Consider the following 24,719-nt stretch of genomic DNA (forward strand, 5'->3'; position numbering starts at 1 on the left):
CGGAGAACCAGGTCCCGCCGCGCCTCACGGAGGCCGGCGGGACCGCCCTGCGCGGGGTCTACCGCCCGCCGCGGGCCACGCAGTCGGTCAGATGGTCGTCGACCAGGCCGCACGCCTGCATGAGGGCGTAGGCCGTGGTGGGGCCCACGAAGCGGACGCCCCGCTTCTTGAGGGCCTTCGAGAGGGCCGTGGACGCGTCGGTGACCGCCGGGACGTCCGCGAGGGTGCGCGGGGCGGGGCGGGTCGCCGGGTCGGGGGCGTGGGACCAGATCAGGGCGTCCAGCTCGCCGGGGGCCCAGTCGGCGAGCAGCTTCGCGTTGGCGAGCGTCGCGTCGATCTTGGCGCGGTTGCGGATGATGCCCTCGTCGGCGAGGAGCCGCTCGCGGTCGGCGTCCCCGAAACCGGCGACGGCCTCGATGCGGAAGCCCGCGAAGGCCCGGCGGAAGCCCTCGCGCCGCCGCAGGATCGTGATCCACGACAGGCCCGACTGGAACGCCTCCAGACAGAGCCGTTCGAACAGGGCGTCGTCGCCGTGGACCGGGCGGCCCCACTCCTCGTCGTGGTAGGCCCGGTAGTCCTCGGTGGACAGGCCCCAGGGGCAGCGCGGCAGCCCGTCCGGGCCCGGGATCGCCCCGCCGCTCATCGCTCGTCGCCCTCCGCCGCCTCGCCGGACGGAGCGCCCGCGAGGGCCGTCTCCAGCTCCGCGATCCGGGCGTCGCGCTCGGCGAGCTCCGCGGCGAGCCGGTCCAGGACGTCGTCGACGTCCTCCATCCGGTAGCCGCGCGCGGCGACCGGCAGCCGCAGCGCCTCGACATCGGCGCGGTCGACGGGGCGGCTCAGCGGCAGCGGGTCCACCAGCTGCTCGGGGGCCGCGTCGGGCAGCACCTCGCTGTCGCCGCCGCCGACCACGGCGAGGGTCACGGCCGCGACGACCACGACCATCGTGATGAGCAGAAACCAGAACACCAGCGCGCCTCTCCCGGAGTGGAAAACATCCCGTGCCGATCGTGCCATGCGCCACCGGCGGTTAGGGTCACAGACGACTGCACAGGACGCCGTCGACCGGTCGCGAGGGAGGACATAAGGGATGCTGCGCTTGGGACGGCGTGAATTCGGGCCGCACGAGCCGGTGATCATGGCGATCGTGAACCGGACCCCGGACTCGTTCTACGACCAGGGCGCGACCTTCCGCGACGAGCCGGCGCTCGCGCGGGTCGAGCAGGCGGTCGCCGAGGGCGCCGCGATCATCGACATCGGCGGGGTCAAGGCGGGCCCCGGCGAGGAGGTCACGCCCGAGGAGGAGGCCCGCCGCACGGTCGGCTTCGTCGCGGAGGTCCGCCGCCGCCACCCCGACGTGGTGATCAGCGTGGACACCTGGCGGGCGGACGTCGGCGAGGCGGTCTGCGAGGCCGGAGCGGACCTGCTCAACGACGCGTGGGGCGGGGTCGACCCCCGGCTCGCGGAGGTCGCCGCGAAGTACGGCGCCGGGCTCGTCTGCACCCACGCGGGCGGCGCCGAACCGCGCACCCGGCCGCACCGGATCGCGTACGAGGACGTGATGGCCGACATCCTGCGGGTCACCGTGGGCCTGGCCGAACGCGCGGTCTCGCTGGGCGTGCGGCCGGACGGGATCATGATCGACCCGGGGCACGACTTCGGGAAGAACACCCGGCACAGCCTGGAGGCGACCCGCCGCCTCGGCGAGATGACGGAGACCGGCTGGCCGGTGCTCGTGTCGCTCTCCAACAAGGACTTCGTCGGCGAGACCCTGGACCGGCCGGTGAAGGAGCGCGTCCTCGGCACCCTGGCGACGACCGCCGTCTCGGCCTGGCTCGGCGCCCAGGTCTACCGCGTCCACGAGGTCGCCGAGACCCGGCAGGTCCTCGACATGGTCGCGACGATCGCGGGCCACCGCGAACCCGCCGTCGCCCGGCGGGGCCTGGCCTGAGGCCGGACCCCACCGGACGGACCCACCGGACGGACCCCACCGGACGGACCCCGGAAGGGCCCTAGCGGCCGACCTCCTTGGTGACGAGCGCGACCGCCTCCTCCACGTCGTCCGTGACGTGGAAGAGGAGCAGGTCGCGCTCGGACGCCTTGCCACCGGCGACGACCGTGTCCTTCAGCCAGTCGACGAGCCCCTTCCAGTACTCCGTGCCGAACAGCACGATCGGGAAGCGGGTCACCTTGCGGGTCTGCACCAGCGTCAGCGCCTCGAAGAGCTCGTCGAGGGTGCCGAGACCGCCGGGCAGGACGACGAAGCCCTGCGCGTACTTCACGAACATCGTCTTGCGGACGAAGAAGTACCGGAAGTTCACGCCGATGTCGACGTGCTGGTTGAGCCCCTGCTCGAAGGGGAGCTCGATGCCGAGGCCGACCGAGACGCCCTTCGCCTCCCGGGCGCCCTTGTTGGCCGCCTCCATCGCGCCCGGGCCGCCGCCCGTGATGACCGCGAAGCCCGCCTCGACGAGCGCCTTGCCGATCCGTACGCCCGCCTCGTACTCGGGCGAGTCCGCCTTCGTCCGGGCCGAGCCGAACACGCTGATCGCGCTCGGCAGTTCGGCGAGCGCGCCGAAGCCCTCGACGAACTCGGACTGGATCCGCATGACCCGCCAGGGGTCGGTGTGCACCCACTCCGAGTCGCCCTCGGTGTCGAGCAGCCGCTGGTCCGTGGTGCCCGGCTGGACCTGGTCCCTCCGCCTCAGCACCGGACCCAGCCGCTGCTCCTCCGGCTTCGCCATTCCCTCGGGAATGCCCATGGCCTGCTCCCTCCGCCGATCCACGATCTTCTCTGGCTCTTGGGTCAGCGTAGGACTACCGAGGTGACGAAACGCGAAATTACGGGAGACGGGCGGTCAGCCAGTCGTGGAGCCGTGCCTCGCAGTGGTGGATCCGGTCGACGTGCACGTGCTCGTCCCGCTTGTGCGCGTAGATCGGGTCGCCGGGGCCGTAGTTGACCGCGGGCACGCCGAGCGCGCTGAAGCGGGAGACGTCGGTCCAGCCGAACTTGGGCATCGCGGTGCCGCCCACGGCCTTCATGAACGCCTCGGCGGCCGGGTGGGAGAGGCCGGGCAGCGCGCCGGGGCTCTCGTCGTCGACGACGAACTCGGCGATGTCGCACTCCGCGAAGACCTCGCGGACGTGCGCCAGCGCCTCGGCCGGCGAGCGGTCGGGGGCGTACCGGTAGTTGACCGTGACCGTGCAGGCGTCCGGGATGACGTTGGTGGCGACACCGCCCTGGATCGCGACCGCGTTGAGCCCCTCGTGGTACTCCAGGCCGTCGATGACCGGCTTGCGCGGCTCGTACGCGGCGAGGCGGGCGAGGATCGGCGCGGCGGTGTGGATGGCGTTGGAGCCCATCCAGGAGCGGGCGGAGTGGGCGCGCTCGCCGGCCGTGTGCAGGATGACGCGGAGGGTGCCCTGGCAGCCGCCCTCGACCTGCCCGTCGGAGGGTTCGAGGAGGACCGCGAAGTCGCCCTCCAGCCACTCCGGGTGGGCGGCGGCGATCTTCCCGAGGCCGTTGAGGTCGGCGGCGACCTCCTCGTTGTCGTAGAAGACGAAGGTGAGGTCGCGGTTGGGCTCGGGGACGGTGGCGGCGATCCGGAGCTGGACGGCGACGCCGGACTTCATGTCGGCGGTGCCGCACCCCCACAGGATCCCGTTCCCGTCGAGCCGGGACGGGACGTTGTCGGCGATCGGCACGGTGTCGATGTGGCCGGCGAGGACGACGCGCTCGGCGCGGCCGAGGGCGGTCCGGGCGACGACGTTGTTGCCGTGGCGGTCGACGCGGAGGTGGGGCAGGGCCCGCAGGGCCCGCTCGATGGCGTCGGCGAGCGGCTTCTCGGTCCCGCTGACGGAGGCGAAGTCGACGAGGGCGGCGGTGAGCGCGGCCCCGTCGAGGGCGAGGTCGAGCGGGGTCTCCTGAGCAGTCTCCTGCGGGGTGATGTCAGCCATATGCCGACCCTAACCCGGCCTCCAGTACGGTGGGCCCCGTGTCCGAGTCCCCCCGCCCCGCCCGCCGCGGCCGTCTCGCCCGTTCGGCCGCCGCTCTCGCCGTCCTGTGCGGCCTCGCGTCGTACATCGCCGTCCACCAGGTGACCGGCAGCAAAGGCGCGCCCCGGTGCGCCGTGGGCAGCGGGGACAGCCGGTACGAGTTCACCCCCGACCAGGCGTCGAACGCGGCGACGATCGCGGCGGTCGGCACCTCGCGGGGGCTGCCGGAGCGGGCGGTGACGATCGCGCTGGCGACGGCGCTCCAGGAGTCGGCGCTGCGGAACATCGAGCACGGCGACCGGGATTCGCTCGGCCTGTTCCAGCAGCGTCCTTCGATGGGCTGGGGCACGCCGGAGCAGATCATGGACCCGGTGTACTCGGCGTCGAAGTTCTACGAGGGCCTGGAGAAGGTCCCCGGGTACTCGCGGATGCCGCTGACGGTGGCGGCGCAGAAGGTCCAGAAGAGCGGCTTCCCGCAGGCGTACGCCAAGCACGAGCCGGACGCGACGCTGCTGTCGGCGGCGCTGACGGGGCGCGCGGCGGCCGCGCTGACGTGCACGGCGGACGTGAAGGAGGGCCGCCCCGGCGACCCCGCCTTCGTCCGTACGGAGCTGGTACGGGCCTTCGGCGAGTCCGCGGCGCCCACCTCCGTCTCCGGCGGCGCCAGCGCGGGGCGCTCCGCGGTGGAGCCGGCCGTCCTCGTCGTCCCCGTCCCCGGCGGCACGGAGCGGCGCGGCTGGGAGCTGGCGCAGTGGGCGGTGGCGCGGGCGGAGGCGCTGCGGATCGCGGAAGTCTCTTACGGCGGCAAACTCTGGAAAGCCGACGACTCAGACGGCGGCTGGACCCCCACACCCCCCTCCCCCACAGTCCACCTCCGCCTAACCCGCTGAAACCTCCCCGGCGCCCTGCCCCCACGTGGGCATCCCCCCGTCGGAGGACAGCACCCCCGCGCCCGCGTGACGGCGCCCTCTGCTGCACCTCCGTGTGGGCAGGCGTCCCGCTAGGGGCGGGACGGGTGGGCACACGGGACGGAGCCCCCTGCCGGGCCAAGGCTTTCCGCGCCCCAACCCACACCCGATGCACGACGCCGTACCGGTGCGGGTCAGGGACGTGTGCGGAGGCACCCGCAGAGGGTGCCGTTCCGTTGTGCCCACCCGTTCCGCCCCAGCGGAACGATTGCCCACAACGGAACGGCGGCGGCCGACCGGCGCCCGCGCAGGCTGAGGCGCGGGGGTGGGCACCGCCCCAGCGGGACGTATCGCCGCGGCGGGGGCGGGCCGTGGGGGTGGACTTGTGTGCGGGGTGTCGCTCGGGGTGGGGGATCGGGGGGAGGCGGCGGGAGGTGGGGTGGTGGGGAGCGGTGAGGGGGGTGGGGGCTTGGGGGGACTGGGGAGTGACGGTTCGGCAGGGGGGCGGGCGGGGCGCCGTTCGTCCGCTTTCCTCCCCACCAGACAATACGACGCATTGCCCAGCCTTTACCTTCGGCCCCCGCAACCTCCCCCGCCCCTCACCCGGTTGTGCAGCCCGCAAGCGCACACCTCCCCACCGTCTCTCCGTCGAAGGAGCACCATGTCCCTCCCCCTGACCCGTCGGATCGCCCGTGCCGCCCTGATCGTCGCGGCCGGCGCAGCCCCCGTGGTCGGCGCGGCCGGTTCCGCGAGCGCTCTGGACCACAGCCTGGCGCCGGCCGGCGCGCTCGGCGGCCTGACCGCGCTGGACGCCGCGGACGCGGGCTCGGCCGTCGACGGTGCCGCCCGCACCACCACCGGTGTCGCCGGCGCGACCGGCGGCGAGGCCGTCGGCACGGCCGTCCCGGCCGCCGGCAAGGCCGTGGGCGCGGCCGGCAAGACCGCCACCCCGGCGGCGCAGAAGATCGCGGGCGAGACCGCGGGCGGCGCCGGCGAGGCGCTGGGCGAGACGGCCGGCGCCGCCGCCCAGAGCGCGGGCAGCACCCCCGCCGGCGGCGCGCTGGGCGGCGCCCCGGCCGGCCAGATGCTCGGCGGCCTCCCCATCGGCTGAGCCCAGCGGGTACGCGGAAGGGCCCGGGTCGCTCATGGCGCCCGGGCCCTTCCGCGTACCGACTCCTCAGCCGAGGCGCTTGACCGCCGCCGCCACCCGCTCGTCCGTCGCCGTGAAGGCCACGCGGACGAAGTGCCCGCCCGCCTCGCCGTAGAAGTCGCCCGGGGCCACCAGGACGCCCTTCTCGGCCAGGTACGCCACCGTGTCCCAGCAGGGCTCGTCGCGCGTCGCCCACAGGTAGAGGCTCGCCTCGGAGTGCTCGACGCGGAAGCCGTGGGCCTCCAGGGCCGCCTTCAGGGCGCCGCGCCGGGCCGCGTACCGCTCGCGCTGCTCCGCGACGTGCGTGTCGTCGCCGAGGGCGGCGACCGTGGCGGCCTGGACCGGCGCCGCGGTCATCATGCCGCCGTGCTTGCGGATCTGGAGCAGCTCGCCGAGGACGGCCGCGTCCCCGGCGATGAACGCCGCCCGGTAGCCCGCCAGGTTGGAGCGCTTGGACAGGGAATGGACGGCGACGATGCCCTCGTACGAGCCGCCGGAGACGTCCGGGTGCAGGACCGACACCGGGTCGGCCTCCCAGCCCAGTTCGAGGTAGCACTCGTCGGAGAAGACGAGGACGCCGTGCTCGCGGGCCCACGCCACGATCCGGGCCAACTCGTCCTTGGGCAGGACCCGGCCCGTCGGGTTCGACGGGGAGTTGAGCCACAGCAGCTTCAGACCGGCCGGGTCGAGCTCCGTCGGGTCGTCGTAGACGACCGCCTCCGCGCCGCAGAGCCGCGCGCCGACCTCGTACGTCGGGTAGGCCAGCCGCGGGTAGGCCACCTTGTCCCCGGCGCCGAGCCCCAGCTGCGTCGGCAGCCAGGCGACGAGCTCCTTGGAGCCGACCACGGGCAGCACGTTCTCGTGGGCGAAGCCGACCGCGCCGAGGCGCCGCTCGCACCAGCCGGTGAGCGCGTCGCGCAGCGCCGGCGTGCCCCAGACCGTCGGATAGCCCGGCGAGTCCGCCGCGGCCACCAGGGCCTCCTGGATCAGCGCGGGGACCGGGTCGACCGGTGTCCCGACCGACAGGTCCACGATCCCGTCCGGGTGCGCCAGGGCCGTCTTCTTGTACGGCTCCAGCTTGTCCCAGGGGAAGACGGGCAGGCGCGAAGAGACTGCGCTCACGGTTTTGCTCACTTCCTCAGTACGTACGCGATACGCGTCGGTCCCGTACGGCGGCGGAGCCGTACGGGACCGAGAGCGGATGCGGCGAAAGATCAGCCGTTCTGCGGCGGCAGGGCGGCGATGAAGGGGTGGTCGCGCTCGATCTCGCCGAGCTTGGAGGCGCCACCGGGCGAACCCAGGTCGTCGAAGAACTCGACGTTCGCCTTGTAGTAGTCCTTCCACTCCTCCGGGGTGTCGTCCTCGTAGAAGATCGCCTCGACCGGGCAGACCGGCTCACAGGCTCCACAGTCGACGCACTCGTCCGGGTGGATGTAGAGAGATCGCTTGCCCTCGTAGATGCAGTCGACGGGGCACTCCTCGATGCAAGCCTTGTCCTTGACGTCGACACAAGGCTGCGCGATGACGTAGGTCACGCTGTCGTTCCTCCTCGGTAGGGCTGGTCTGCGCGGGAGCGCGGTGTCGTCGATGCCCGCACCTAGTATCTCCGTTCTTGGGGGCGATCCGAACAGGAGGGGCGGAGAAGCTGTGGAATTCACCGGAGGAGGGCGGGCAGAGGTCCGTCTCACCAGCGCTGACGTGGGAAAACGTGTCTCCGTTCGGTACGTGACGGAGTCCCCCGCGGCGGGTGCGCGCTTCACCGACGCGGTCGGGGTTCTCACATCATGGGACGACGGTGTGCTCACGATCACACGAAAGAGCGGCGAGGCCGTCCGGATCCCGGAACTCCGCCTGGTCGCGGGCAAGATCGTGCCCCCCGCCCCGGCCCGCCGCAGGGGCCCCGCCGCGACCTTCGCCGAGCTCTCCCGGGCCTCCGCCCGCGCCTGGCAGCCGGTCGAGAGCGAGGCCCTCGGGGGGTGGACGCTGCGCGCCTCCGACGGCTTTACGCGCCGCGCCAACTCGGTGCTCCCGGCGGGCGATCCGGGACGGCCCGTCGCCGAGGCCCTGGAGGCCGTACGGGAGTGGTACGCGGACCGGAAGCTGCCCGCGTACGTCCAGACCGCCACCGGCGCCGAGGGCACCCAGGAGCTGCTCTGCACCGACCTGGAGCGGCTCGGCTGGCACCGCGAGGTCACCGCCGAGCTCCGGATCGCCGCCCTCGCCCCGCTCGCCGACCGGGACACCGACGAGCTGCCCCGGGCGGAGCTCGCCCGGACGCCGGACGAGCCGTGGCTGCGCCTCTACCGCCCGGACGCAGAGCCGACCCCGGCGATACGGCACGTGCTCGCCTCCGGCCCGAGTGTGTGGTTCGCGTCCGTGCCGGGCACGGGAGGGGTACCGGCGGCCATCGGACGGCTAGTCGTCGACGGCCGCTGGGCCGGTTTCACGGCGATAGAGGTCGACCCGGCCCACCGGCGCCGGGGCCTGGCCACCAGCGTCATGACCGCCCTCGCCCGGCAGGCCCTCGACGAGGGCGCCTCGGCGGCCTGGCTCCAGGTCGAGAGCGACAACGGCGGCGCGCGGGCGCTGTACGAGGGGATGGGCTTCGCGGTGCACCACCACTACCACCACTACCGGCAGGCGGAGGCGTGAGCGCGGCGTGAGCGCGGAGGACCCCCTGGACCGAGAGGCCGACCGGCCGCCCGACCGGCGGCGGGAGTTCGCGGAGGAGGCCCGGGCCGAGCGGCCCGACCTCGCCCGCCTCTGCCTGCTGATCTGCGCCGTGGCCGACCCGGCCGTCACCGAGCACGACCTCGTCGAGGCCGACATCGAGCTCGACCGGCTCGCCGGACTCGTCCCGTACGGCACCCGCTTCACCGGCGCCTGGAAGGACGAGCTGGCGGCGCTCCTCGGCGGCCGCGAGGGCTTCGAGGGCGTCCCCGCCGACTACCAGCGCCTGGAGTCCTCCCTCCTCCACGAGGTGCTGCGCCGGCGCCGGGGCCTGCCGATCCTGCTGTCCGTCGTGTGGATGGAGGTCGCCCGGCGGGCGGGCGCCCCCGTGTACGGGCTCGGCCTCCCCGGCCACTTCGTCGTCGGCTTCGGCGACCCCGCCGACCTCGACCTCGCCGACCCCTTCGCGGGCGGCCGCCCGATGACCGCCGAGGACGCCGAACTGCTCGTCGCGAGCGCGACCGGCGAGGCCCTGGACCGCTCCATGCTGCGCCCCGCCGAGCCCGGCGCCATCGTGCTCCGCATCCTCGGCAACATCCGCGCCTGGGCGACCCCCCGCCCCGAACGCTCCGACGTCGCCCTGTGGGCGGTGGAACTGGCCCTGCTGCTCCCCTCCCACCCGGCCCGCCTCCGCTACGAACGCGCCGAACTCCTCGTCCAGCGCGGTGACTTCCTCACCGGAGCGGCGGAGATGGAGGCGTACGCGCAGATCATGGACGCGGTCGACCCGGACGCGGCGGCCGCGATCCGCCACAAGGCGCAGGCGGCGCGGGCGCGGCTGAACTAGGGCTCTGGAGGGATGTCCGGGGCTCTAGAGAGACTTCCGGATCATCGCCATCAGGCGGGCGTGGGTGGTGGCGTCTGCGGCGGCGACGAGCCCGCGCCCGCCCTCCCCCACCGGGGCGCCGTCGATCCCGGTGACGACGCAGCCGGCCGCCCGGCACAGGGCGATCCCGGCGGCGAAGTGGACGCTGCCGGACAGATCGCCGCCGTCCGTGACGTAAGCGGCCCGCTGCCCGGACGCCACCCAGGCGAGGGCGAGCGTCGTCGACACCACGCGGGGCCGGAACCCGGCGACGAAGTCCGGGTGCGCGAGCAGCTCGACGGCCCGGAAGCCGGGCGCGCCCGGGAACGGCGGGTCGAGGTTCACGTCGACGAGACCGGTGGCGGCGGAGGGGACGAGCGACTTCCCGTCCGCGCCCCAGGCGGTGGTCCCATCGGTACGGAACACCTCGCCGGGCGAGCCGGGGGGTCCGTCGGCGAACGGGTCGGCGACGGCCGCCGCCCCGCCGCGCAGGGCGACGTTGACGGCCACGAGCTTGTTCCCGACGGCGTAGTTGAGGGTGCCGCAGAGGGGGTCCACGAGCCACTGGCGACGACCCCCGGCCGCGCCCTGCGCCCCGCCCTCCTCGCCGAGCACGGCATCGTCGGGCCGGGCGGCGCGCAGCACGTCGAGGATGGCCCGCTCGGCCGCCAGATCGGCGGCGGTGGCAAAGTCGCCCGCCCCCTTGTCGACCCGGTCGAGTTCCCGCCCGTAGAGGCCACGCACGACCTCGGCACCGGCACGGGCGGCGGCAGCGGCGACCTCGCCGTCGGAGAGCTCCTGGATGATCATGCGGCGAGCGTACGCGGACGCCCTGGGGCCTGAGCGGCGCGGAGGGGGTACCGCCCCGGACGTACCGACGCACGTTCGCGGCGTCGCCGTAACGGGGCCAAGGCGAGGGGAGTTTGAGGAGGGAGCGGGGCGACCGGATTCGAACCGGCGTCCTCCGAGATGCCATCGCGGCGCATTACCTCTGTGCTACGACCCCGCTCCCAGAACCCCGAGCCTAGAGGAGAGACCAGCGGACTCCAAACGGTTTCCCACGCTTGACGCCCAGTCACGAGGCGGGCGGGCGGGGGGAGGCACGGGTGCGTCGTGCGCGGGTCCTCGGGTCTGGTCGGATCAGAATGGGGGGATGCCGCTGACCGCCGACATTCTTGTTGCCCTCATCGCGCTTCTGCACGGGTACATCCTCGTGATGGAGATGTTCCTGTGGGAGAAGGAGACCGGGCGGCGGTTCTCCGGGTTCGATGCGCGGATGGCTCGGGAGACGGCCGCCATGGCCGCCAATCAGGGGCTCTACAACGGGTTTCTCGCCGCCGGGCTCGTCTGGGGGCTCATCGCCGACGAACCGACGGGGTTCCGCGTACGGGTGTTCTTCCTGTCCTGCGTCGTCATCGCGGGGCTCTACGGCGCCGCCACCGCCAACCGGCGGATCCTGTACGCCCAGGCGCTTCCCGGTGCGCTCGCCCTCTCCGCCGTGCTCGTCGCGGGCTGAGCGCGGTACGGGGGTGTCTGGTGACCCTCCTCCGGCGGCAGGTGGAGGAGGGTCACCAGGCGGCACTCTGCCTCCGCTCAGCCCTTGCCCGTGAGGTCGATCGTGGCCGTGCGTTCCGCCTTGGTCTTGCCTCGGAGTGCGTCGCGCATGACGAACGCGACGTCGTCGGCGGAGACCTCGTGCTTCGAGCCGTCACCCTTGGTGATCATGACGCCTTCGAAGGTGCCTTCGAGGAGGCGGGTGATCGCCTTCTTGTCGTAGACCTCCACCAGGTGGCCGTCGACGGCCTTCATGGAGAGGATCTGCGGCAGCGAGCGGGCCGGGCCGAAGTCGATCGTCTTGCCGCCCGCCTGGATGGTGATCCGGCCGGACATCGCGGGCTCGGCGAACTCCTTCATCGCCCGGTCCAGTTCGGCCTTGGTGACCGTGGGCCGGAGGACGCGGACCGGGAGTTCGACGACGTTGCTCCGCCCTGTCTCGACCTGCGCGCGGAACGCGTCCTTGACCGAGATCATCGAGCGCTGGACGTCGAGACCGTTCCCCGGCTTGCCCTCCACGGCCGTGACCTTGTTCGGGGCGAACAGGATCGTCGCCTCGGTCGCCGACGACGAGGAGCCCGCGAGGTCCCGCAGGGCGACCGCGAGCTTCTCGCTGTCCACCGGGAAGACCGGCTTGGCGACACGCTCGCCACCGAAGAGGGAGCCGATCACCGAGACGGGGTTGTAGTCGCTGCCCGCGGCACCCCGGACGGTCTCCTGGCTGTCCAGGGTGAGACCCGCCTTGTCGGGCGCCAGCTGCACCTTCTTGCCGCCGACCGTGAGCTGGAGGGGCGTCGCGGCGCGCTTGCCGAGCTGTGCCTCCAGCTTGTTGACGGCCTCCTCCTTCGTACCGCCGCCGATGTCGACGCCGAGGACGGTCGTGCCCTTGGGCACGTCGGAGTGGTTGAGGAGGAGTCCGGCGCCGTAGGCGACACCGGCGATGCCGACGAGGCCGACGGCGGCGAGGACCAGCTTCGAGCGGCCCTTCTTGGCCGGGGCCGGGGCGGGCTTGGGCGCGGGCGCCGGGTTCGGGGCCTGCTCCTGCCGGCCGGGGCGCGGGCCCTGGGGCGGGGTCGGGCGGCCACCGGTCGGCGGGACGACCGGGATGCCGCTCGTGAGGGTGTCACCGGACACCCGGCCGCCGCCCGCCCTCGGGCCGCCAGGGCCGCCAGGGCCGCCCGGACCGGGCTGGGGCGCGGGCTGCTGCGGCGTCAGGATCGCGGTGTCGTCGGACAGGCGCGGCGCCCCGCCGACTCCGCCGGCGCTACCGGCTCCAAGCGGGCCGGGACCGCCCGGCACCGGGCCACCCGCCATGGGGCCACCCGCAGCCGGGCCGCCGGCCATGGGAGCACCCGCAGCCGGGCCTCCCATCATCGGGCCACCCGCAGCCGGGCCTCCCACCATCGGGCCCCCCGCAGCCGGGCCGCCGACCGCCGGGCCACCCTGCCTCGGCCCGCCCGGGCGCTTCGGCATGGCGGGGCGCGCGGGCGCGCCGCCGCCGAGGTCGGCGATGCCGCTGACCGGGCCCGTGGTCGGGCCGGTCGGTTGGCCGTCGTACCGGGGGGTGCCGGCCGCCGGGGTGCCGTCGTACAGGGGCGTACCGGCGGCGGGAGTGCCGTCGTACGCGCGCGTGCCACCCGCCGGGGTGCCGTCGTACAGCGGCGTACCGCCCGCAGGAGTCCCTTCGTACGCGCCCGTACCGCCCGCCGGGGTGGCGGGGTGGGGGCCGTCGTACAGCGGCGTACCGCCCGCCGGGGTGCCGTCGTAGCCGGGGAGGGTGCCGGTGTCGTACAGCGGGTTGCTGACGGGGCGGCTGGAGGGGGCGTTGCCGACCGTGGGGACGCCGGCGGTCGCGGAGCCCGCGAAGCCGGTGCCGGGGGCCTGCGGGCCGCCGAGGGCCTTCGGGGCGGGGGCCGCCGCCGGGGCTGCGGGGCCGCCCGTGGGAGCCGCGGGGGCCGGGCCCGCGCCGCCCTTGCGGGGCGCGAACCAGTCGCTGGTCTCCTTGGCCTTGGGGGCCTCGGCGAGGGCCTGCGGCGGCTCGGGCTGGACCGGCGCGGGGGCCGGCTCGGGCTCGGGCTCCGGGGCCGGCGCGGGCCGCTCCGGCTCGGCCGGGGCGACGGCGTCGGCCTCCGCCACGGGCGTGCGGACCACGACGGGCGGGATCGGCCGCGAACCCGGAATGTTGATGCGGATCCGGGTGGTGAGGGTGGTCTCGGTCTTCGGCTCCTCCGGCGGCGCGGGCGCGGCGGAGTTCCCCTCCGGCGCGTCCTGCGTCGGGTGGAGCGACGGATACTGGCGGGATCCATAAGGCTGGGTTCCCGACGGGTAGGCGGCCCCGCCGCGCCCCTGGGCGCCGGAGGACGAACTGTCGGTCTCACGACCAGTTTCACGACTCAAAGCAGGATCTCCCGGTTGGCTCCGCCGCCCGCTCTTGCTGATGCTCGTTCTGTCCCGGGCGGTTCGGCGGCGCGCACCACCATACTGTCCGGCGCCGCCGGTTATCCGCTCGGTGCGAAGTCCGGCCGCTCACAGGTGGTCTACAGGATGACCTACGGGGTGTTCTGCGGCAGCCTGCTGACGGTGGCGCAGATCACAGCCGCGCCCATGCCCCCGAAGAGGAAGAGCAGCTCGCCGAGGCCGCCGCCGAAGAGGCCGTCGCCCTCGGGGCGGCCGAGGCTGAGCAGGATGACGGAGAGGAGCCAGCCACCGCCCGCCGCGGCGAGGCCGACCTGGTTGCCGGTGGCGCGCATGCCGCCGTAGAAGAGGGCGGCGGTGGCGAGCAGGGCGAGGAGCAGCCCGAGCGGGAACCAGGCGGCCTGGACGAGGGCTCCGGCGGTGCCGACGAGGGCGCCGAGGACGAGGAGCGCGGCGTAGGCGGCGTACCGGACGGCGGGGCTGGGGGTGGTCATCGGCCCGCCACCTCCCCCGCACCCGCACCGGAACCCGCACCCGCGCCCGCACCGGCTTCGATCGGCAAGCCCGCGAAGAGGTCCGTCTCGCGCGCTCCGGCGGGGGCGCCCGAGGTGCCGCGGACGAGTTCGTAGTACTCGGTGGTGAAGAGGGGCTGGCCGAGGTCGTTGGAGAGGGCGAACCATGGCCCGTCGACGGCGACCTGGGTGGCGTGGGCGGCCATGGCGGCGCTCTTGCGGGCCGCGTACGAGCTCCGCTCCGCGAGGTCGCCGCCGTCGATCTCGGCGGTGATCCGGTCCTCGTCCACGACGCCGGGCACGTCGTCGACGACGGCGTCCTTCGGGAAGGCGGAGCCCTCGGCGGCCAGGCGGGCGAAGCCGGACTCGGCGACGGGGCGCGGCACCCGGTTCCAGTAAATCTTGGCGATGGCGTGGGCGGGGCCGAGGTCGGGGCGGTGGCCGGGGTCGGCGGCGAGGTCGGCGGCGCGCATGGCGACGCGGTGGGCCTGGATGTGGTCCGGGTGGCCGTAGCCGCCGTCGGGGTCGTAGGTGACGAGGACCTGGGGGCGGGTCTCGCGGATCACCCCGACGAGGGGGGCGGCGGCGGTGTCGACGTCCGTGTTCCAGAAGGCGTTCTCGCGCTCGTTCTGGGGGACGCCCATCATGCCGGAGTCGCGGAAGCGGCCCTCGCCGCCGAGGAAGCGGTGGTCGGTGACGCCGAGGGCGGCCATGGCGGCGGCGAGTTCGCCGACGCGGTGGGGGCCGAGGCGGTCCTCGCGGTCGGGGGCCAGATGGGCCAGCTCGGGCGGGATGACCTCGCCCTCCTCGCCGAGGGTGCAGGTGACCAGGGTGACAAGGGCGCCTTCGGCCGCGTACCGGGCCATGGTGGCGCCGTTGTTGATCGACTCGTCGTCCGGGTGCGCGTGCACGAGGAGCAGACGACGGGCGGGGAGATCGGTCATGACCCCACCCTACGAGGCGGGGCCGCGGGTGACCGCCCGGGTCAGAACTTGAGCCCGGAGATCATGCTCGCCACGTTGGTGGTCAGGGTGGTGATGGAGTCGGACAGGGACGAGCTGGCCAGGTAGAAGCCCAGGAGCGCGCAGATCGCCGCGTGTCCGGCTTTGAGCCCGGATTTCCGGATCAGCAGGAAGACGACGATCGCCAGCAGCACCACCACGGAGATCGAGAGTGCCACGGCGGTTCACCTCCACCTTCGGTCGGATATGCGAGCACGGAGTCGAGCGGGAACTCGTTCGGGCGGTGCCGGTGGTCGAGGCGTCGGGCATGTGCCCGGCGCTCGCCCACATGTGCATACCCACGCAGGGGCATCCACCAAGCGCTACGGATCATAACTATCCGTGCCCTCGCATCGATCGGCGTACGGGCGCACAGAGGGGGCGTACAACGCTACTTTCAGCCGTATGACCATGCCTCAGCAGTCCTCGTCCGCCCCATCCGTGGGGCTCTCCTTCCCGCGCCTGCACGCCCGGACCCAGCGGTTCGGTCTGGGGGTGCCGCGCGGCTTCTCGGTCTCTCCGGACGGGGAGCGGATCGCGTTCCTCCGCTCCGGTTCGGGCACGGACCGGACGCACCGGCTGTGGGTGCTGGACCTGCCCCCGGGCGGGGGTGAGCCGGTGGAGCGGGTCGTCGCGGAGCCGGCGGCGCTGCTCGGCGGGGCCGAGGAGGAGCTGTCCGCGGAGGAGCGGGCCCGGCGGGAGCGCAGCCGGGAGGGGTCGGCGGGGATCGTCGGGTACGCGGTGGACGCGACGGTGGAGTTCGCGGCGTTCGCCCTGTCGGGGCGGCTGTTCGCGGCGGAGCTCAGGACCGGGGCGGCGCGGGAGCTGCCGGTGCCGGGACCGGTGCTCGACCCCCGGCCCTCGCCGGACGGACGCCTGGTGGCGTACGTGTCGGGGGGTGCGCTGCGGGTGGTCGGAGCGGATGGTTCCGGTGACGTGGAACTGGCCGTTCCGGAGGACGGACACACCACCTACGGATTGGCCGAATTCATCGCCTCGGAGGAGATGGGCCGGGACCGCGGATTCTGGTGGTCGCCCGCCTCGGACGGGCTCCTGGTGGCCCGTGCGGACGACCGCGCGGTGCGCCGGTGGTACATCGCGGACCCGGCGCGTCCTGACCGGGAACCGCAGCGGGTGGGGTACCCGGCGGCGGGGACGCCCAACGCGGAGGTGCGGCTCTTCCTGTACGGCCTCGGCGGGTCCCGTACCGAGGTGGTGTGGGACCGGGAGCTCTTCCCGTACCTCGCGCGCGTGCACTGGTCGTCGGCGGGCGCGCCGCTGCTGCTGGTGCAGGCGCGGGACCAGCGGAGCCAGCGGGTGCTCGCGGTGGACACCGCGTCGGGGACGACGGCGACGGTGTGGGCGGAGGAGGATCCGGCCTGGCTGGAGCTGATGCCGGGGGTGCCGGCCTGGTCGCCGGACGGGCGGCTCGTGCGGATCGGCGACGAGAGCGGGGCGCGGGCGCTGTCGGTGGGCGAGGAGCGGCTGACGGACGCGGCGCTGCACGTGCGGGCGGTGCTCGACGTGGGCGCGGACGACGTGCTGGTGTCGGCGTCGGCGGGCGCGGCGGCGGAGGCCCCGGAGACGGGTGAGACGCATGTGTACCGGGTGTCGGCGGCGGGCGTGGAGCGGGTGTCGGAGGGGGTGGGCTGGCACGGGGCGGTGCGCTCCGGCGCGGTGACCGTGCTGGTGTCCTCGCGGCCGGACGCGCCGGGCGCGGTGGCGCGGGTGCTGCGCGACGGGAAGCCGGTGGCGGTGGTGGGCTCGTACGCCGTCGAACCGCCGCTGCGGGCCCGGCCGGTGCTCACGGAGGCCGGTGAGCGGCGGATCCCCTGCGCGGTGCTGCTGCCGTCCTGGTACGAGGAGGGGCACGGGCCGCTGCCGGTGCTGATGGATCCGTACGGCGGCCCGCACGGGCCCCGGGCGGTCGCCGCGCACAACGCGCACCTGACCTCGCAGTGGTTCGCGGAGCAGGGCTTCGCGGTGGTGGTGGCGGACGGGCGGGGGACGCCGTGGCGCTCGCCGGCGTGGGAGAAGGCGGTGCTGCGGGACGTCGCGGTGACGCTGGAGGACCAGGTGGCGGCGGTGCGGGCGCTGGCGGAGCGGTTCCCGCTGGATCTGGACCGGGTGGCGGTGCGGGGGTGGTCGTTCGGCGGCTATCTGGCGGCGCTGGCGGTGCTGCGGCGGCCGGACGTCTTCCACGCGGCGGTGGTGGGGGCGCCGGTGACGGACTGGAGGTTGTACGACACCCACTACACCGAGCGGTACCTGGGCACCCCGGAGGCGGATCCGGAGGTGTACGCGGCGCAGTCGCTGCTGACGGACGACGGGCTCTCGGCGCCGGAGGAGCCGGCCCGGCCGATGATGATCGTGCACGGGCTGGCGGACGACAACGTGGTGGTGGCGCACGCGCTGCGGCTGTCGTCGGCGCTGCTGGCGGCGGGCCGGCCGCACGAGGTGCTGCCGCTGTCGGGGGTGACGCACATGACCCCGCAGGAGCAGGTGGCGGAGAACCTGCTGCTGCTCCAGGTCGACTTCCTGAAGCGGTCGCTGGGCGGCTTCCCGGGTCACCAGCCGGGCGGGCGCGGGTAGGGCGGCGGCGGGGCCGGGGGCGCCGCCGGGGCCCAGGGGGCGGGCGTGGCGTCGGGGGCGCCGCGCCCGGCGAGGAGGGCGAGGACGGCGGCCCCGGCGAGCACGCCGTAGACGGTGGTGGCGATGCCGGGGACGCCCACCTCGGGGGCCATGACGTCCCGGAGGTCGTGGAGGAGGTGGAGGCGGATCAGCCGGGCGAGTTCGGCGAGGCTTCCGGCGAGGAGGAGGCCGGCGGCGAGGAGGCCGAGGGGGCGGGTGTGCCGGGCGGCGGCGAAGGCGGAGACGGCGGCGGTCAGGTGGAGCGCGACGAGGACGGCGGCGAGCCAGCCGGGCGGTACGCCGAGGGCGGTGCTCAGGACGGACCGGCCGCCGGTGAAGCGGTCGACGGCGAAGCGGGGGTCGAGCCGGGTGGCCCAGCGGAGCTCCCAGGCGAGCAGGACGAGGGCGGCGACGGCGAGCAGGACTCCGGCGGCGACGGCGGGTCCGGGGCGTGGCCGGGTGGGCGGGGGCTCGTCGGGTCCGGCGGGCGGGCGGCGGCCGGCGAGGGCGGTGACGAGGAGTCCGGCGGCGAGGGCGAGCTCGGCGAGGGCGGTGACGAGCGGGCCGGTGCCGTGAGTCCAGAGGCCGGGGAGGCGTACGGCGAGGGTGACGGCGCCGGTGGCGGCGAGCGCGGCGGCGGCGTGCCGGGAGCGGAGGGCGGCGAGGGCGGTGCCGGCGGCGGCGAGGCAGAGGACCGGGTCGAGCAGGGTGGTCGCCGCCCGGGCGTGGGTGAGGCGGAAGCTGTCGCCGGCCCAGTACCAGAACAGGTCCTCGGGCGAGCCGAGGGCGGCGAGGTCGCGCAGGATCCACACGAAGGGGACGAGGGCGAGTACGGCGGCGAGCGCGGCGCCGGTGAGACGTGCCGGTCGTGTCACAGTCACGGGGCCGATACTCACGGTCAGCGGCGGCCGAAACAAGCGGTTCCGGGGAACGGTGGGGGCGGAGGTGACGGAGTAACGGCCGGCGGGGGCCCCGGGGGGCCCTCGCCGGCCGACGGCACCCGCACGGCCGCATATTCCACAGGATCCAATATCCGTATATCGGATCCAATTCCCTTGGATTGCCGAGGCGTTACAGGCTCTTCGGCCCGCCCGGCTCCTCGGGCCGCCCCGGCTCTTCAGGCCCACCCCCGGTCTCGGTGTGCTCGTCGGCCTGGGACTCCGACTCCGCCTCGGCCACCGCCACCGCCTCGTCCTCCGCCGCCTGCTCGGACTCCGCCTCCAGGGCCGCCTCCGTCGGGGCCCGGCCCTCCTCCAGGGGTCCCGCGTGGGTGAGGGAGTCCTCCGGCGGGACGACCTGCTTCTCCTCGGCGAAGTGGCAGGCGGAGTCGTGTTTGGCCGGGCTGTCGGTGAGGCGGAAGACGGCCGGGACGGCGAGCAGCGGGACCTCCAGCTCGCACCGCTCCCGCGCCTTCCAGCAGCGGGTGCGGAAGCGGCAGCCGGAGGGCACGTTGGCCGGGGAGGGCACGTCGCCGGTGAGGATGATCCGCTCGCGGTGGGCGCGCGCCTCCGGGTCCGGCACGGGCACGGCGGAGAGCAGCGCCTGGGTGTAGGGGTGCGTGGGGTGGTCGTAGATCTGGGTGTCGGTGCCGATCTCCACGATCCGGCCGAGGTACATGACGCCGACCCGGTCGGAGATGTGCCGCACGATCGAGAGGTCGTGGGCGATGAAGACGTAACTGAGGGAGAACTCGGACTGGAGCCGGTCGAGCAGGTTGACGACCTGGGCCTGGACGGAGACGTCGAGGGCGGAGACCGGCTCGTCGGCCACGATGATCTCGGGCTGGAGCGCGAGCCCGCGGGCGATGCCGATGCGCTGGCGCTGGCCGCCGGAGAACTGGTGCGGGTAGCGGTTGATGTACTCGGGGTTCAGGCCGACGACGTCGAGCAGGTCCTGGACCTTGCGGCGCCGGTCCCCCTTCGGCGCGACCTCGGGGTGGATCTCGTAAGGCTCGCCGATGATGTCGCCGACCGTCATCCGGGGGTTGAGCGAGGTGTACGGGTCCTGGAAGACCATCTGGATGTTGCGGCGCACCGCCTTGAGGGCGCGGGGGGACATCCGGGTGAGGTCCTCGCCCTTGTACTTGATCGAGCCGGAGGTCGGCTTCTCCAGGTTGACCAGCATCTTCGCGACGGTCGACTTGCCGCAGCCGGACTCGCCGACGATGCCGAGGGTCTCGCCGGCGGCGAGGTCGAAGTCGACGCCGTCGACCGCCTTGACCGCGCCGACCTGCTTCTTGAAGAGGATGCCCTGCGTCAGCGGGTAGTGCTTGTGCAGGTCCCGGACCTCGAGAATCGCCTCAGCCATGGAGGCACTCCTTCCAGAAGTGGCAGGCGCTCGTGCGCGGGACGGGCGACTCGGTGACCTCGTACAGCGGGGGGACGTCGGTGCGGCAGACGTCCTGGGCCATCGGGCAGCGCGGGTTGAAGGCGCAGCCGGGCGGGATGGCGAGCAGGTTGGGCGGGAGGCCCTTGATCGCGTAGAGCTCCTGGCCCTTCTGGTCGAGGCGCGGGATCGAGTCGAGGAGGCCGCGGGTGTAGGGGTGGGCGGGCGCCTTGTAGATCTCGTGGACGGGGGCGTGCTCGACGATCCGCCCGGCGTACATGACGGCGATGTGGTCGGCGACGTCGGCGACGACGCCGAGGTCGTGGGTGATGAGGATGAGGCCCATGTTGAGCTCGCGCTGGAGCTCGGCGAGGAGGTCCATGACCTGGGCCTGGACGGTGACGTCGAGGGCGGTGGTGGGCTCGTCGGCGATGATCAGCTCGGGTTCGAGGGCGAGCGCCATGGCGATCATGATGCGCTGGCGCATGCCGCCGGAGAACTGGTGGGGGTACTGGCCGACGCGTTCCTTGGCGGCGGGGATGCGGACCCGGTCCATGAGTTCGACGGCCTGGGCGCGGGCGTCCTTCTTGCTCATGCCCTTGTGGACGATGAACATCTCGCCGAGCTGTTCGCCGACGCTGAGGACGGGGTTGAGGGAGGACAGCGCGTCCTGGAAGATCATCGCCATCTTGGCGCCGCGGACCTTCCTGCGCTCCTCCTCCTTGAGCGTGAGGAGGTCCTGGCCCTGGAAGAGGATCTCGCCGCCGGTGATCTTGCCGGGGGGCATGTCGAGGATGCCCATGATGGCCTGGGCGGTGACGGACTTGCCGGAGCCGGACTCGCCGAGGACGGCGAGGGTCTGCCCCGAGTCGACGGAGTAGTCGACGCCGTTGACGGCCTTGGCCACCCCGTCGCGGGTGTGGAACTCCACGTGCAGGTCGCGCACTTCGAGCAGCATGGGTCCCTACCTCAGCTTCGGGTCGAGGGCGTCGCGGACGGCGTCGCCGAGCATGATGAAGGCGAGCACGGTGACGGCGAGCGCGCCGGCCGGCCAGAGCAGCATGTGCGGGGCGTTGCGGACGTACTGCGAGGCCGAGGAGATGTCGATGCCCCAGGAGACGGTGGGGGGCTTGAGGCCGACGCCGAGGAAGGAGAGCGTGGCCTCCAGGGCGATGTAGGTGCCCAGCGCGATGGTGGCGACGACGATGACGGGCGCGACGGCGTTGGGCGTGATGTGCCGGAGCAGCATCCGGGAGTTGGAGGCGCCGAGCGCGCGGGCGGCCTGGACGTAGTCGTTCTGTTTGGCGGTGATCACCGAGCCGCGGGCGATGCGGGAGATCTGGGGCCAGCCGAGCAGGACCATGAAGCCGATGACGGGCCAGACGGTGCTGTTGCTGACGACGGAGAGCAGGACGAGGCCGCCGAGGATGACGGGGATGGCGAAGAAGATGTCGGTGATGCGGGAGAGGAGGCCGTCCCAGGCGCCGCCGAAGAAGCCGGCGAGTCCGCCGAGGACGGAGCCGAGGAGCGTGACGCCGAGGGTGGCGAAGACGCCGACCTGGATGGAGGCCCTGGCGCCGTAGACGGTGCGGGTGTAGACGTCGCAGCCCTGTCCGTTGAAGCCGAAGGGGTGGCCGGGCTGGGAGCCCTCCTGGGCCTTGGAGAGGTCGCAGTCGAGGGGGTCGCCGGAGGCGATCAGGGACGGCCAGATGGCGATGACGACCAGGAAGAGGATGATCAGCCCGGAGACGATGAAGACCGGGTTGCGGCGCAGGTCGTGCCAGGCGTCGGACCACAGGGAGCGCGGCTTCTTGTCGGGTCCGGTGCCTTCGGGGCCCCCTGGCGTCTTCTCGAGGGTCTCGGCCTCGGCCATGGCGAGGTCGGCCGCTCCCCCGCCGCCGGTCGCGGCGATGGCACGGCCCTCTTCGAACGGCTCGATCGGCTCAGGCATAGCGAATCCTCGGGTCAAGGACGGCGTACAGGAGGTCCACCAGGAGGTTGGCCAGGAGGAAGATCAGGACGAGGATCGTCACGAAGCCGACGACGGTCTGGGTGTTCTGCCGGACGATGCCCTGGTAGAGCTGGTAGCCGACGCCGTGGATGTTGAAGATCCGCTCGGTGACGATGGCGCCGCCCATGAGCGCGCCGATGTCGGCGCCGATGAAGGTGACCACGGGGATGAGGCTGTTGCGCAGCAGGTGGCGGCTGATCACCCGGTGGCGCGGGAGGCCCTTGGCGACGGCGGTGCGGACGTAGTCGGCGCGCTTGTTCTCGGCGATCGAGGTGCGGGTGAGCCGGGTGACGTACGCGAGGGAGACGGAGGCGAGGACCAGGCCGGGGACGATCAGCTCGTCGAAGCTCGCGGCGGGCGAGACGGCCGGGTCGATCCAGCCCCACTTCACGCCGAGCAGGAGCTGGGCGAGGAGGGCGGTGACGAAGGTGGGGATGGAGAGGACGACCAGGGTCAGCAGCAGGACGGTGGTGTCGACGGGGCGGCCGCGCTTGAGGCCGGTGAGCACGCCGAGGCTGATGCCGATGACGATCTCGAAGAGGATGGCGACGACGGTGAGGCGGATGGTCACCGGGAAGGCGTTGGCCATCAGTTCGGTGACGGGCTGGCCGTTGAAGGCGGTGCCGAAGTCGCCGGTGAAGACGTTGCCCATGTAGGTCAGGTATTGCTGCCAGACCGGCTTGTCGAGGCCGAACTCCTTCCTCAGCTGGGCGGCGGTGGCCGGGTCGCAGGCGCGGTCGCCGCACAGTCCGGCGATGGGATCGCCCATCACGTTCACCATCAGGAAGATCAACAGCGTGGCGCCGAAGAAGACCGGGATCATCTGCAGCAGCCGCCGGATCACGTATCGACCCATGGGAGGCTCCGGGGGTTGGCTCCGGGAGGGGAGTTGGGGGAAGGCATACGGCCCGGCGCGGGAGGGGTCCGCGGGCCGGGCCGTACGGCGCCGATCTGCTACGGCCTGCTAGCCGGTCACTTGACCGTGATCTGGTGGTAGACCGGGACGCTGAAGGGGTTCAGGGTGACGTTCCCGACCCGCTCGGAGTAGCCGGCGCTGCCGTTCTGGTACCAGAGCGGGATGGCGCCCATGTCGTCGCGGAGGACTTCCTCGGCCTGCTGGAAGAGTCCGACGGCCTTCGCGATGTCGGTCTCGGCGTTGGCCTGGTTCACCAGCTTGTCGAACTCGGCGCTGGAGTACTTGCCGTCGTTGGACGAGGCGTTGGTGAAGTACAGCGGCTGGAGGAAGTTCTGGATGAGCGGGTAGTCCATCTGCCAGCCGGCCCGGAAGGGTCCGTCGAGCTTCTGGGTGGTGACCTGGTTGCGGAAGTCCGCGAAGGTGCCGACCGGGTTGCCGACGCACGCGTTGTTGTCGCCGAGGGCGCGGTTGACGGAGTTGCAGACGGCGTCCACCCACTCCTTGTGGGAGCCGGTGTCGGCGTTGTACGAGATCTTCATCGTGCCGCCGGGGATGCCGCCGCCCTCGGTGACGAGCTTCTTCGCCTCCGCCGCGTCGTACTTGCAGAGGTCGCCGCAGATGTCCTTGAAGCCGCCCTCCTCGCCGAGGACCGGGGAGGTCCAGTCGACGGCCGGGGTGCGGGTCTTCTGGAAGATCGTCTCGGTGATCTGCTCGCGGTCGATCGCCCTCGACAGGCCCTGGCGGAGCGTCTCCTGGCCGGGCTTGTTCCACTCGGGGTCGTAGAAGGGGATGGAGAGGGTCTGGATGATGCCGGCGGGGGTGTTGATGTAGCGGTCGCCGAGGTCGGCGGAGACGTTCTTGAGCTGGCTGGCCGGGACGTCGTCGACGAGGTCGAGGTTGCCGGCGATGAGGTCGGTGTAGGCGGTGTTGTTGTCCGTGTAGACCTTGAGGGTGATGCCGCCGTTCTGGGCCTTGTCCGTGCCGGGGTAGTCGTCCCAGCGCTTGAGCTCCATCTGGGAGCCCTTGGAGTACGAGGAGATGGTGTACGGGCCGTTGCCGACGGGCTTCGAGAGCCAGGCGTCGTGGTCGTCGAAGAACGCCTTCGGGAGCGGGGCGAAGGCCGCGTAGCCGAGGGTGTCGGGGAAGGTCGAGAACTTCTGGGTCAGCTTGACCGTGAAGGTCTGCGGGCCGGTGACCTTGAGGCCGGACATCGTCTCGGCGGTCGCCTCGCCCTCGTCGGGGTGGACCTTGTCGTAGCCCTCGATGTAGCCGAAGAAGTAGGCGTTCTTCTGGTTGTTCTTGAGGCTGGCGCCGTAGTTCCAGGCGTCGACGAAGGACTGGGCGGTGACCTTCTCGCCGTTGGAGAAGGTCCAGCCGTCCTTGACGGTGATGGTGAAGTTGGTCGAGTCGGTGGTCTCGATCTTCTCGGCGAGCATGTCCTTGGCCTCGCCGGTCTTCGGGTCGTACTCCTTGAGGCCCCGGAAGATCATCGACAGGACCTTGCCGCCCTGCACCTCATTGGTGTTCGCCGGTTCCAGCGGGTTCTGCGGGTCGCCCCAGGAGGAGCTCACGATGCCGTCGGCCCCTCCGCCGCCGCTGTCGTCACCGCCGCCGCAGGCGGTCGCCGCGAGGGCGACTGCGGTGGCCAGTGCGGCCCACTTGGCGTGCGTGGCTCCGCGCATGGAGTGCCTCCCGATTGTCCTAAGCGTGACTTAGGGCCCAATATCACCCGATATTGACGGCAGTGCACTTTTACGGCGTCCGAGTG

General features: G+C 73.1%; 24 protein-coding genes and 1 tRNA gene. 7 read left to right on the forward strand and 18 right to left on the reverse strand.

The window, feature by feature from the left end:
* Positions 1-58: 58 nt before the first annotated feature.
* Together ACFXMG_RS33810 and ACFXMG_RS33815 are read right to left on the reverse strand one after the other, a co-directional pair.
* Entirely contained in the window at positions 59-643 is a 585-nt protein-coding gene (locus ACFXMG_RS33810) for a DNA-3-methyladenine glycosylase I (protein WP_383829024.1), read from the reverse strand.
* On the reverse strand, positions 640-966 hold the full coding sequence (locus ACFXMG_RS33815; RefSeq protein WP_383829022.1) for a DivIVA domain-containing protein: 327 nt from the start codon (positions 964-966) through the stop codon (positions 640-642). The genes ACFXMG_RS33810 and ACFXMG_RS33815 overlap by 4 nt, the downstream gene beginning before the upstream one ends.
* Positions 967-1,087: 121 nt before the next feature.
* Between ACFXMG_RS33815 and folP the strand changes: the two genes are divergently transcribed.
* Complete coding sequence (gene folP / locus ACFXMG_RS33820; protein ID WP_383829020.1) at positions 1,088-1,948, forward strand: dihydropteroate synthase; 861 nt, start codon at positions 1,088-1,090, stop codon at positions 1,946-1,948.
* A gap of 61 nt (positions 1,949-2,009) precedes the next feature.
* Here the strand turns inward: folP and ACFXMG_RS33825 are convergent, their stop codons facing one another.
* Positions 2,010-2,759 (reverse strand): TIGR00730 family Rossman fold protein, encoded by a 750-nt coding sequence (locus tag ACFXMG_RS33825; RefSeq protein WP_383829019.1) that lies wholly within the window; start codon positions 2,757-2,759, stop codon positions 2,010-2,012.
* A 79-nt stretch (positions 2,760-2,838) separates the two neighbouring features.
* Entirely contained in the window at positions 2,839-3,954 is a 1,116-nt protein-coding gene (gene dapE / locus ACFXMG_RS33830; protein ID WP_383829017.1) for a succinyl-diaminopimelate desuccinylase, read from the reverse strand.
* A gap of 29 nt (positions 3,955-3,983) precedes the next feature.
* Between dapE and ACFXMG_RS33835 the strand changes: the two genes are divergently transcribed.
* Complete coding sequence (locus ACFXMG_RS33835) at positions 3,984-4,883, forward strand: hypothetical protein (RefSeq protein WP_383829015.1); 900 nt, start codon at positions 3,984-3,986, stop codon at positions 4,881-4,883.
* Between the two features lie 679 nt (positions 4,884-5,562).
* Complete coding sequence (locus ACFXMG_RS33840) at positions 5,563-6,012, forward strand: ATP-binding protein (RefSeq protein ID WP_383829013.1); 450 nt, start codon at positions 5,563-5,565, stop codon at positions 6,010-6,012.
* Positions 6,013-6,078: 66 nt separating this feature from the next.
* Here ACFXMG_RS33840 and ACFXMG_RS33845 read toward each other — a convergent pair whose 3' ends face one another.
* Together ACFXMG_RS33845 and fdxA are read right to left on the reverse strand one after the other, a co-directional pair.
* Positions 6,079-7,173 (reverse strand): bifunctional succinyldiaminopimelate transaminase/glutamate-prephenate aminotransferase, encoded by a 1,095-nt coding sequence (locus tag ACFXMG_RS33845; protein WP_383821519.1) that lies wholly within the window; start codon positions 7,171-7,173, stop codon positions 6,079-6,081.
* Between the two features lie 92 nt (positions 7,174-7,265).
* Positions 7,266-7,586 carry a ferredoxin gene (gene fdxA, locus ACFXMG_RS33850; protein WP_030207635.1) on the reverse strand — a complete coding sequence of 107 codons (321 nt, stop codon included), beginning with the start codon at positions 7,584-7,586 and terminating at the stop codon, positions 7,266-7,268.
* Positions 7,587-7,698: 112 nt separating this feature from the next.
* On the opposite strand from fdxA, the gene ACFXMG_RS33855 reads away from it, so the two are divergent.
* On the forward strand, positions 7,699-8,703 hold the full coding sequence (locus ACFXMG_RS33855) for a GNAT family N-acetyltransferase (protein WP_383821523.1): 1,005 nt from the start codon (positions 7,699-7,701) through the stop codon (positions 8,701-8,703).
* A 7-nt stretch (positions 8,704-8,710) separates the two neighbouring features.
* On the forward strand, positions 8,711-9,568 hold the full coding sequence (locus ACFXMG_RS33860; protein ID WP_383821526.1) for a tetratricopeptide repeat protein: 858 nt from the start codon (positions 8,711-8,713) through the stop codon (positions 9,566-9,568).
* Positions 9,569-9,592: 24 nt separating this feature from the next.
* On the opposite strand, the gene ACFXMG_RS33865 is transcribed toward ACFXMG_RS33860, so the two are convergent.
* Entirely contained in the window at positions 9,593-10,396 is an 804-nt protein-coding gene (locus ACFXMG_RS33865; RefSeq protein ID WP_383821529.1) for an inositol monophosphatase family protein, read from the reverse strand.
* A gap of 123 nt (positions 10,397-10,519) precedes the next feature.
* Positions 10,520-10,594: transfer RNA gene (locus ACFXMG_RS33870), tRNA-Ala, on the reverse strand.
* A gap of 145 nt (positions 10,595-10,739) precedes the next feature.
* Here ACFXMG_RS33870 and ACFXMG_RS33875 point away from each other — a divergent pair.
* The gene (locus tag ACFXMG_RS33875; RefSeq protein WP_383821531.1) at positions 10,740-11,102 is read left to right on the forward strand and encodes a DUF1304 domain-containing protein; all 363 of its coding nucleotides are present in this window, start codon (positions 10,740-10,742) and stop codon (positions 11,100-11,102) included.
* A 77-nt stretch (positions 11,103-11,179) separates the two neighbouring features.
* Here the strand turns inward: ACFXMG_RS33875 and ACFXMG_RS33880 are convergent, their stop codons facing one another.
* The 4 genes from ACFXMG_RS33880 to ACFXMG_RS33895 form a co-directional block, all read right to left on the reverse strand.
* Positions 11,180-13,537, reverse strand: a complete 2,358-nt coding sequence (locus tag ACFXMG_RS33880; protein WP_383821534.1) for a hypothetical protein — start codon at positions 13,535-13,537, stop codon at positions 11,180-11,182.
* Positions 13,538-13,689: 152 nt separating this feature from the next.
* Positions 13,690-14,049: a DUF6113 family protein gene (locus ACFXMG_RS33885; protein ID WP_383821537.1), complete on the reverse strand. Its 360-nt coding sequence runs from the start codon at positions 14,047-14,049 to the stop codon at positions 13,690-13,692.
* On the reverse strand, positions 14,046-15,011 hold the full coding sequence (gene mshB, locus ACFXMG_RS33890; RefSeq protein WP_383821540.1) for an N-acetyl-1-D-myo-inositol-2-amino-2-deoxy-alpha-D-glucopyranoside deacetylase: 966 nt from the start codon (positions 15,009-15,011) through the stop codon (positions 14,046-14,048). Before mshB ends, ACFXMG_RS33885 begins: the two co-directional genes overlap by 4 nt.
* Before the next feature lie 41 nt (positions 15,012-15,052).
* Positions 15,053-15,247: a hypothetical protein gene (locus ACFXMG_RS33895; protein WP_360314411.1), complete on the reverse strand. Its 195-nt coding sequence runs from the start codon at positions 15,245-15,247 to the stop codon at positions 15,053-15,055.
* Positions 15,248-15,473: 226 nt separating this feature from the next.
* Here ACFXMG_RS33895 and ACFXMG_RS33900 point away from each other — a divergent pair, with 226 nt between their 5' ends.
* Entirely contained in the window at positions 15,474-17,660 is a 2,187-nt protein-coding gene (locus ACFXMG_RS33900; RefSeq protein ID WP_383821543.1) for a prolyl oligopeptidase family serine peptidase, read from the forward strand.
* On the opposite strand, the gene ACFXMG_RS33905 is transcribed toward ACFXMG_RS33900, so the two are convergent.
* The 6 genes from ACFXMG_RS33905 to ACFXMG_RS33930 all read right to left on the reverse strand — a co-directional run bounded on the left by ACFXMG_RS33905 (position 17,636) and on the right by ACFXMG_RS33930 (position 24,633).
* Complete coding sequence (locus tag ACFXMG_RS33905; RefSeq protein WP_383821546.1) at positions 17,636-18,580, reverse strand: hypothetical protein; 945 nt, start codon at positions 18,578-18,580, stop codon at positions 17,636-17,638. The genes ACFXMG_RS33900 and ACFXMG_RS33905 overlap by 25 nt on opposite strands.
* 190 nt (positions 18,581-18,770) lie before the next feature.
* On the reverse strand, positions 18,771-20,006 hold the full coding sequence (locus ACFXMG_RS33910; protein WP_383821549.1) for an ABC transporter ATP-binding protein: 1,236 nt from the start codon (positions 20,004-20,006) through the stop codon (positions 18,771-18,773).
* A complete protein-coding gene (locus ACFXMG_RS33915; RefSeq protein WP_383821551.1) occupies positions 19,999-20,982 on the reverse strand; it encodes an ABC transporter ATP-binding protein in 984 nt (327 codons plus the stop codon). The genes ACFXMG_RS33910 and ACFXMG_RS33915 overlap by 8 nt, the downstream gene beginning before the upstream one ends.
* Before the next feature lie 6 nt (positions 20,983-20,988).
* Positions 20,989-21,975 (reverse strand): ABC transporter permease, encoded by a 987-nt coding sequence (locus ACFXMG_RS33920; protein WP_383821554.1) that lies wholly within the window; start codon positions 21,973-21,975, stop codon positions 20,989-20,991.
* The gene (locus tag ACFXMG_RS33925) at positions 21,968-22,891 is read right to left on the reverse strand and encodes an ABC transporter permease (protein ID WP_383821557.1); all 924 of its coding nucleotides are present in this window, start codon (positions 22,889-22,891) and stop codon (positions 21,968-21,970) included. Before ACFXMG_RS33925 ends, ACFXMG_RS33920 begins: the two co-directional genes overlap by 8 nt.
* Positions 22,892-23,007: 116 nt before the next feature.
* A complete protein-coding gene (locus ACFXMG_RS33930) occupies positions 23,008-24,633 on the reverse strand; it encodes an ABC transporter substrate-binding protein (protein WP_383821560.1) in 1,626 nt (541 codons plus the stop codon).
* Positions 24,634-24,719: the final 86 nt, after the last annotated feature.

Origin of the sequence: Streptomyces sp. NPDC059201 (genome assembly GCF_042754585.1) — a bacterium.
GTDB lineage: Bacteria > Actinomycetota > Actinomycetes > Streptomycetales > Streptomycetaceae > Streptomyces.

What these genes read in the sequence shown, in the direction of transcription:
- ACFXMG_RS33930 (WP_383821560.1), bottom strand. Translation starts at nt 24,633, where the DNA reads ATGCGCGGAGCCACGCACGCCAAGTGGGCCGCACTGGCCACCGCAGTC.
- ACFXMG_RS33900 (WP_383821543.1), top strand. Translation starts at nt 15,474, where the DNA reads ATGACCATGCCTCAGCAGTCCTCGTCCGCCCCATCCGTGGGGCTCTCC.
- ACFXMG_RS33920 (WP_383821554.1), bottom strand. Translation starts at nt 21,975, where the DNA reads ATGCCTGAGCCGATCGAGCCGTTCGAAGAGGGCCGTGCCATCGCCGCG.
- ACFXMG_RS33875 (WP_383821531.1), top strand. Translation starts at nt 10,740, where the DNA reads ATGCCGCTGACCGCCGACATTCTTGTTGCCCTCATCGCGCTTCTGCAC.
- mshB (WP_383821540.1), bottom strand. Translation starts at nt 15,011, where the DNA reads ATGACCGATCTCCCCGCCCGTCGTCTGCTCCTCGTGCACGCGCACCCG.
- ACFXMG_RS33925 (WP_383821557.1), bottom strand. Translation starts at nt 22,891, where the DNA reads ATGGGTCGATACGTGATCCGGCGGCTGCTGCAGATGATCCCGGTCTTC.
- ACFXMG_RS33865 (WP_383821529.1), bottom strand. Translation starts at nt 10,396, where the DNA reads ATGATCATCCAGGAGCTCTCCGACGGCGAGGTCGCCGCTGCCGCCGCC.
- ACFXMG_RS33885 (WP_383821537.1), bottom strand. Translation starts at nt 14,049, where the DNA reads ATGACCACCCCCAGCCCCGCCGTCCGGTACGCCGCCTACGCCGCGCTC.
- ACFXMG_RS33910 (WP_383821549.1), bottom strand. Translation starts at nt 20,006, where the DNA reads ATGGCTGAGGCGATTCTCGAGGTCCGGGACCTGCACAAGCACTACCCG.
- ACFXMG_RS33810 (WP_383829024.1), bottom strand. Translation starts at nt 643, where the DNA reads ATGAGCGGCGGGGCGATCCCGGGCCCGGACGGGCTGCCGCGCTGCCCC.
- ACFXMG_RS33840 (WP_383829013.1), top strand. Translation starts at nt 5,563, where the DNA reads ATGTCCCTCCCCCTGACCCGTCGGATCGCCCGTGCCGCCCTGATCGTC.
- ACFXMG_RS33825 (WP_383829019.1), bottom strand. Translation starts at nt 2,759, where the DNA reads ATGGGCATTCCCGAGGGAATGGCGAAGCCGGAGGAGCAGCGGCTGGGT.
- dapE (WP_383829017.1), bottom strand. Translation starts at nt 3,954, where the DNA reads ATGGCTGACATCACCCCGCAGGAGACTGCTCAGGAGACCCCGCTCGAC.
- folP (WP_383829020.1), top strand. Translation starts at nt 1,088, where the DNA reads ATGCTGCGCTTGGGACGGCGTGAATTCGGGCCGCACGAGCCGGTGATC.
- ACFXMG_RS33915 (WP_383821551.1), bottom strand. Translation starts at nt 20,982, where the DNA reads ATGCTGCTCGAAGTGCGCGACCTGCACGTGGAGTTCCACACCCGCGAC.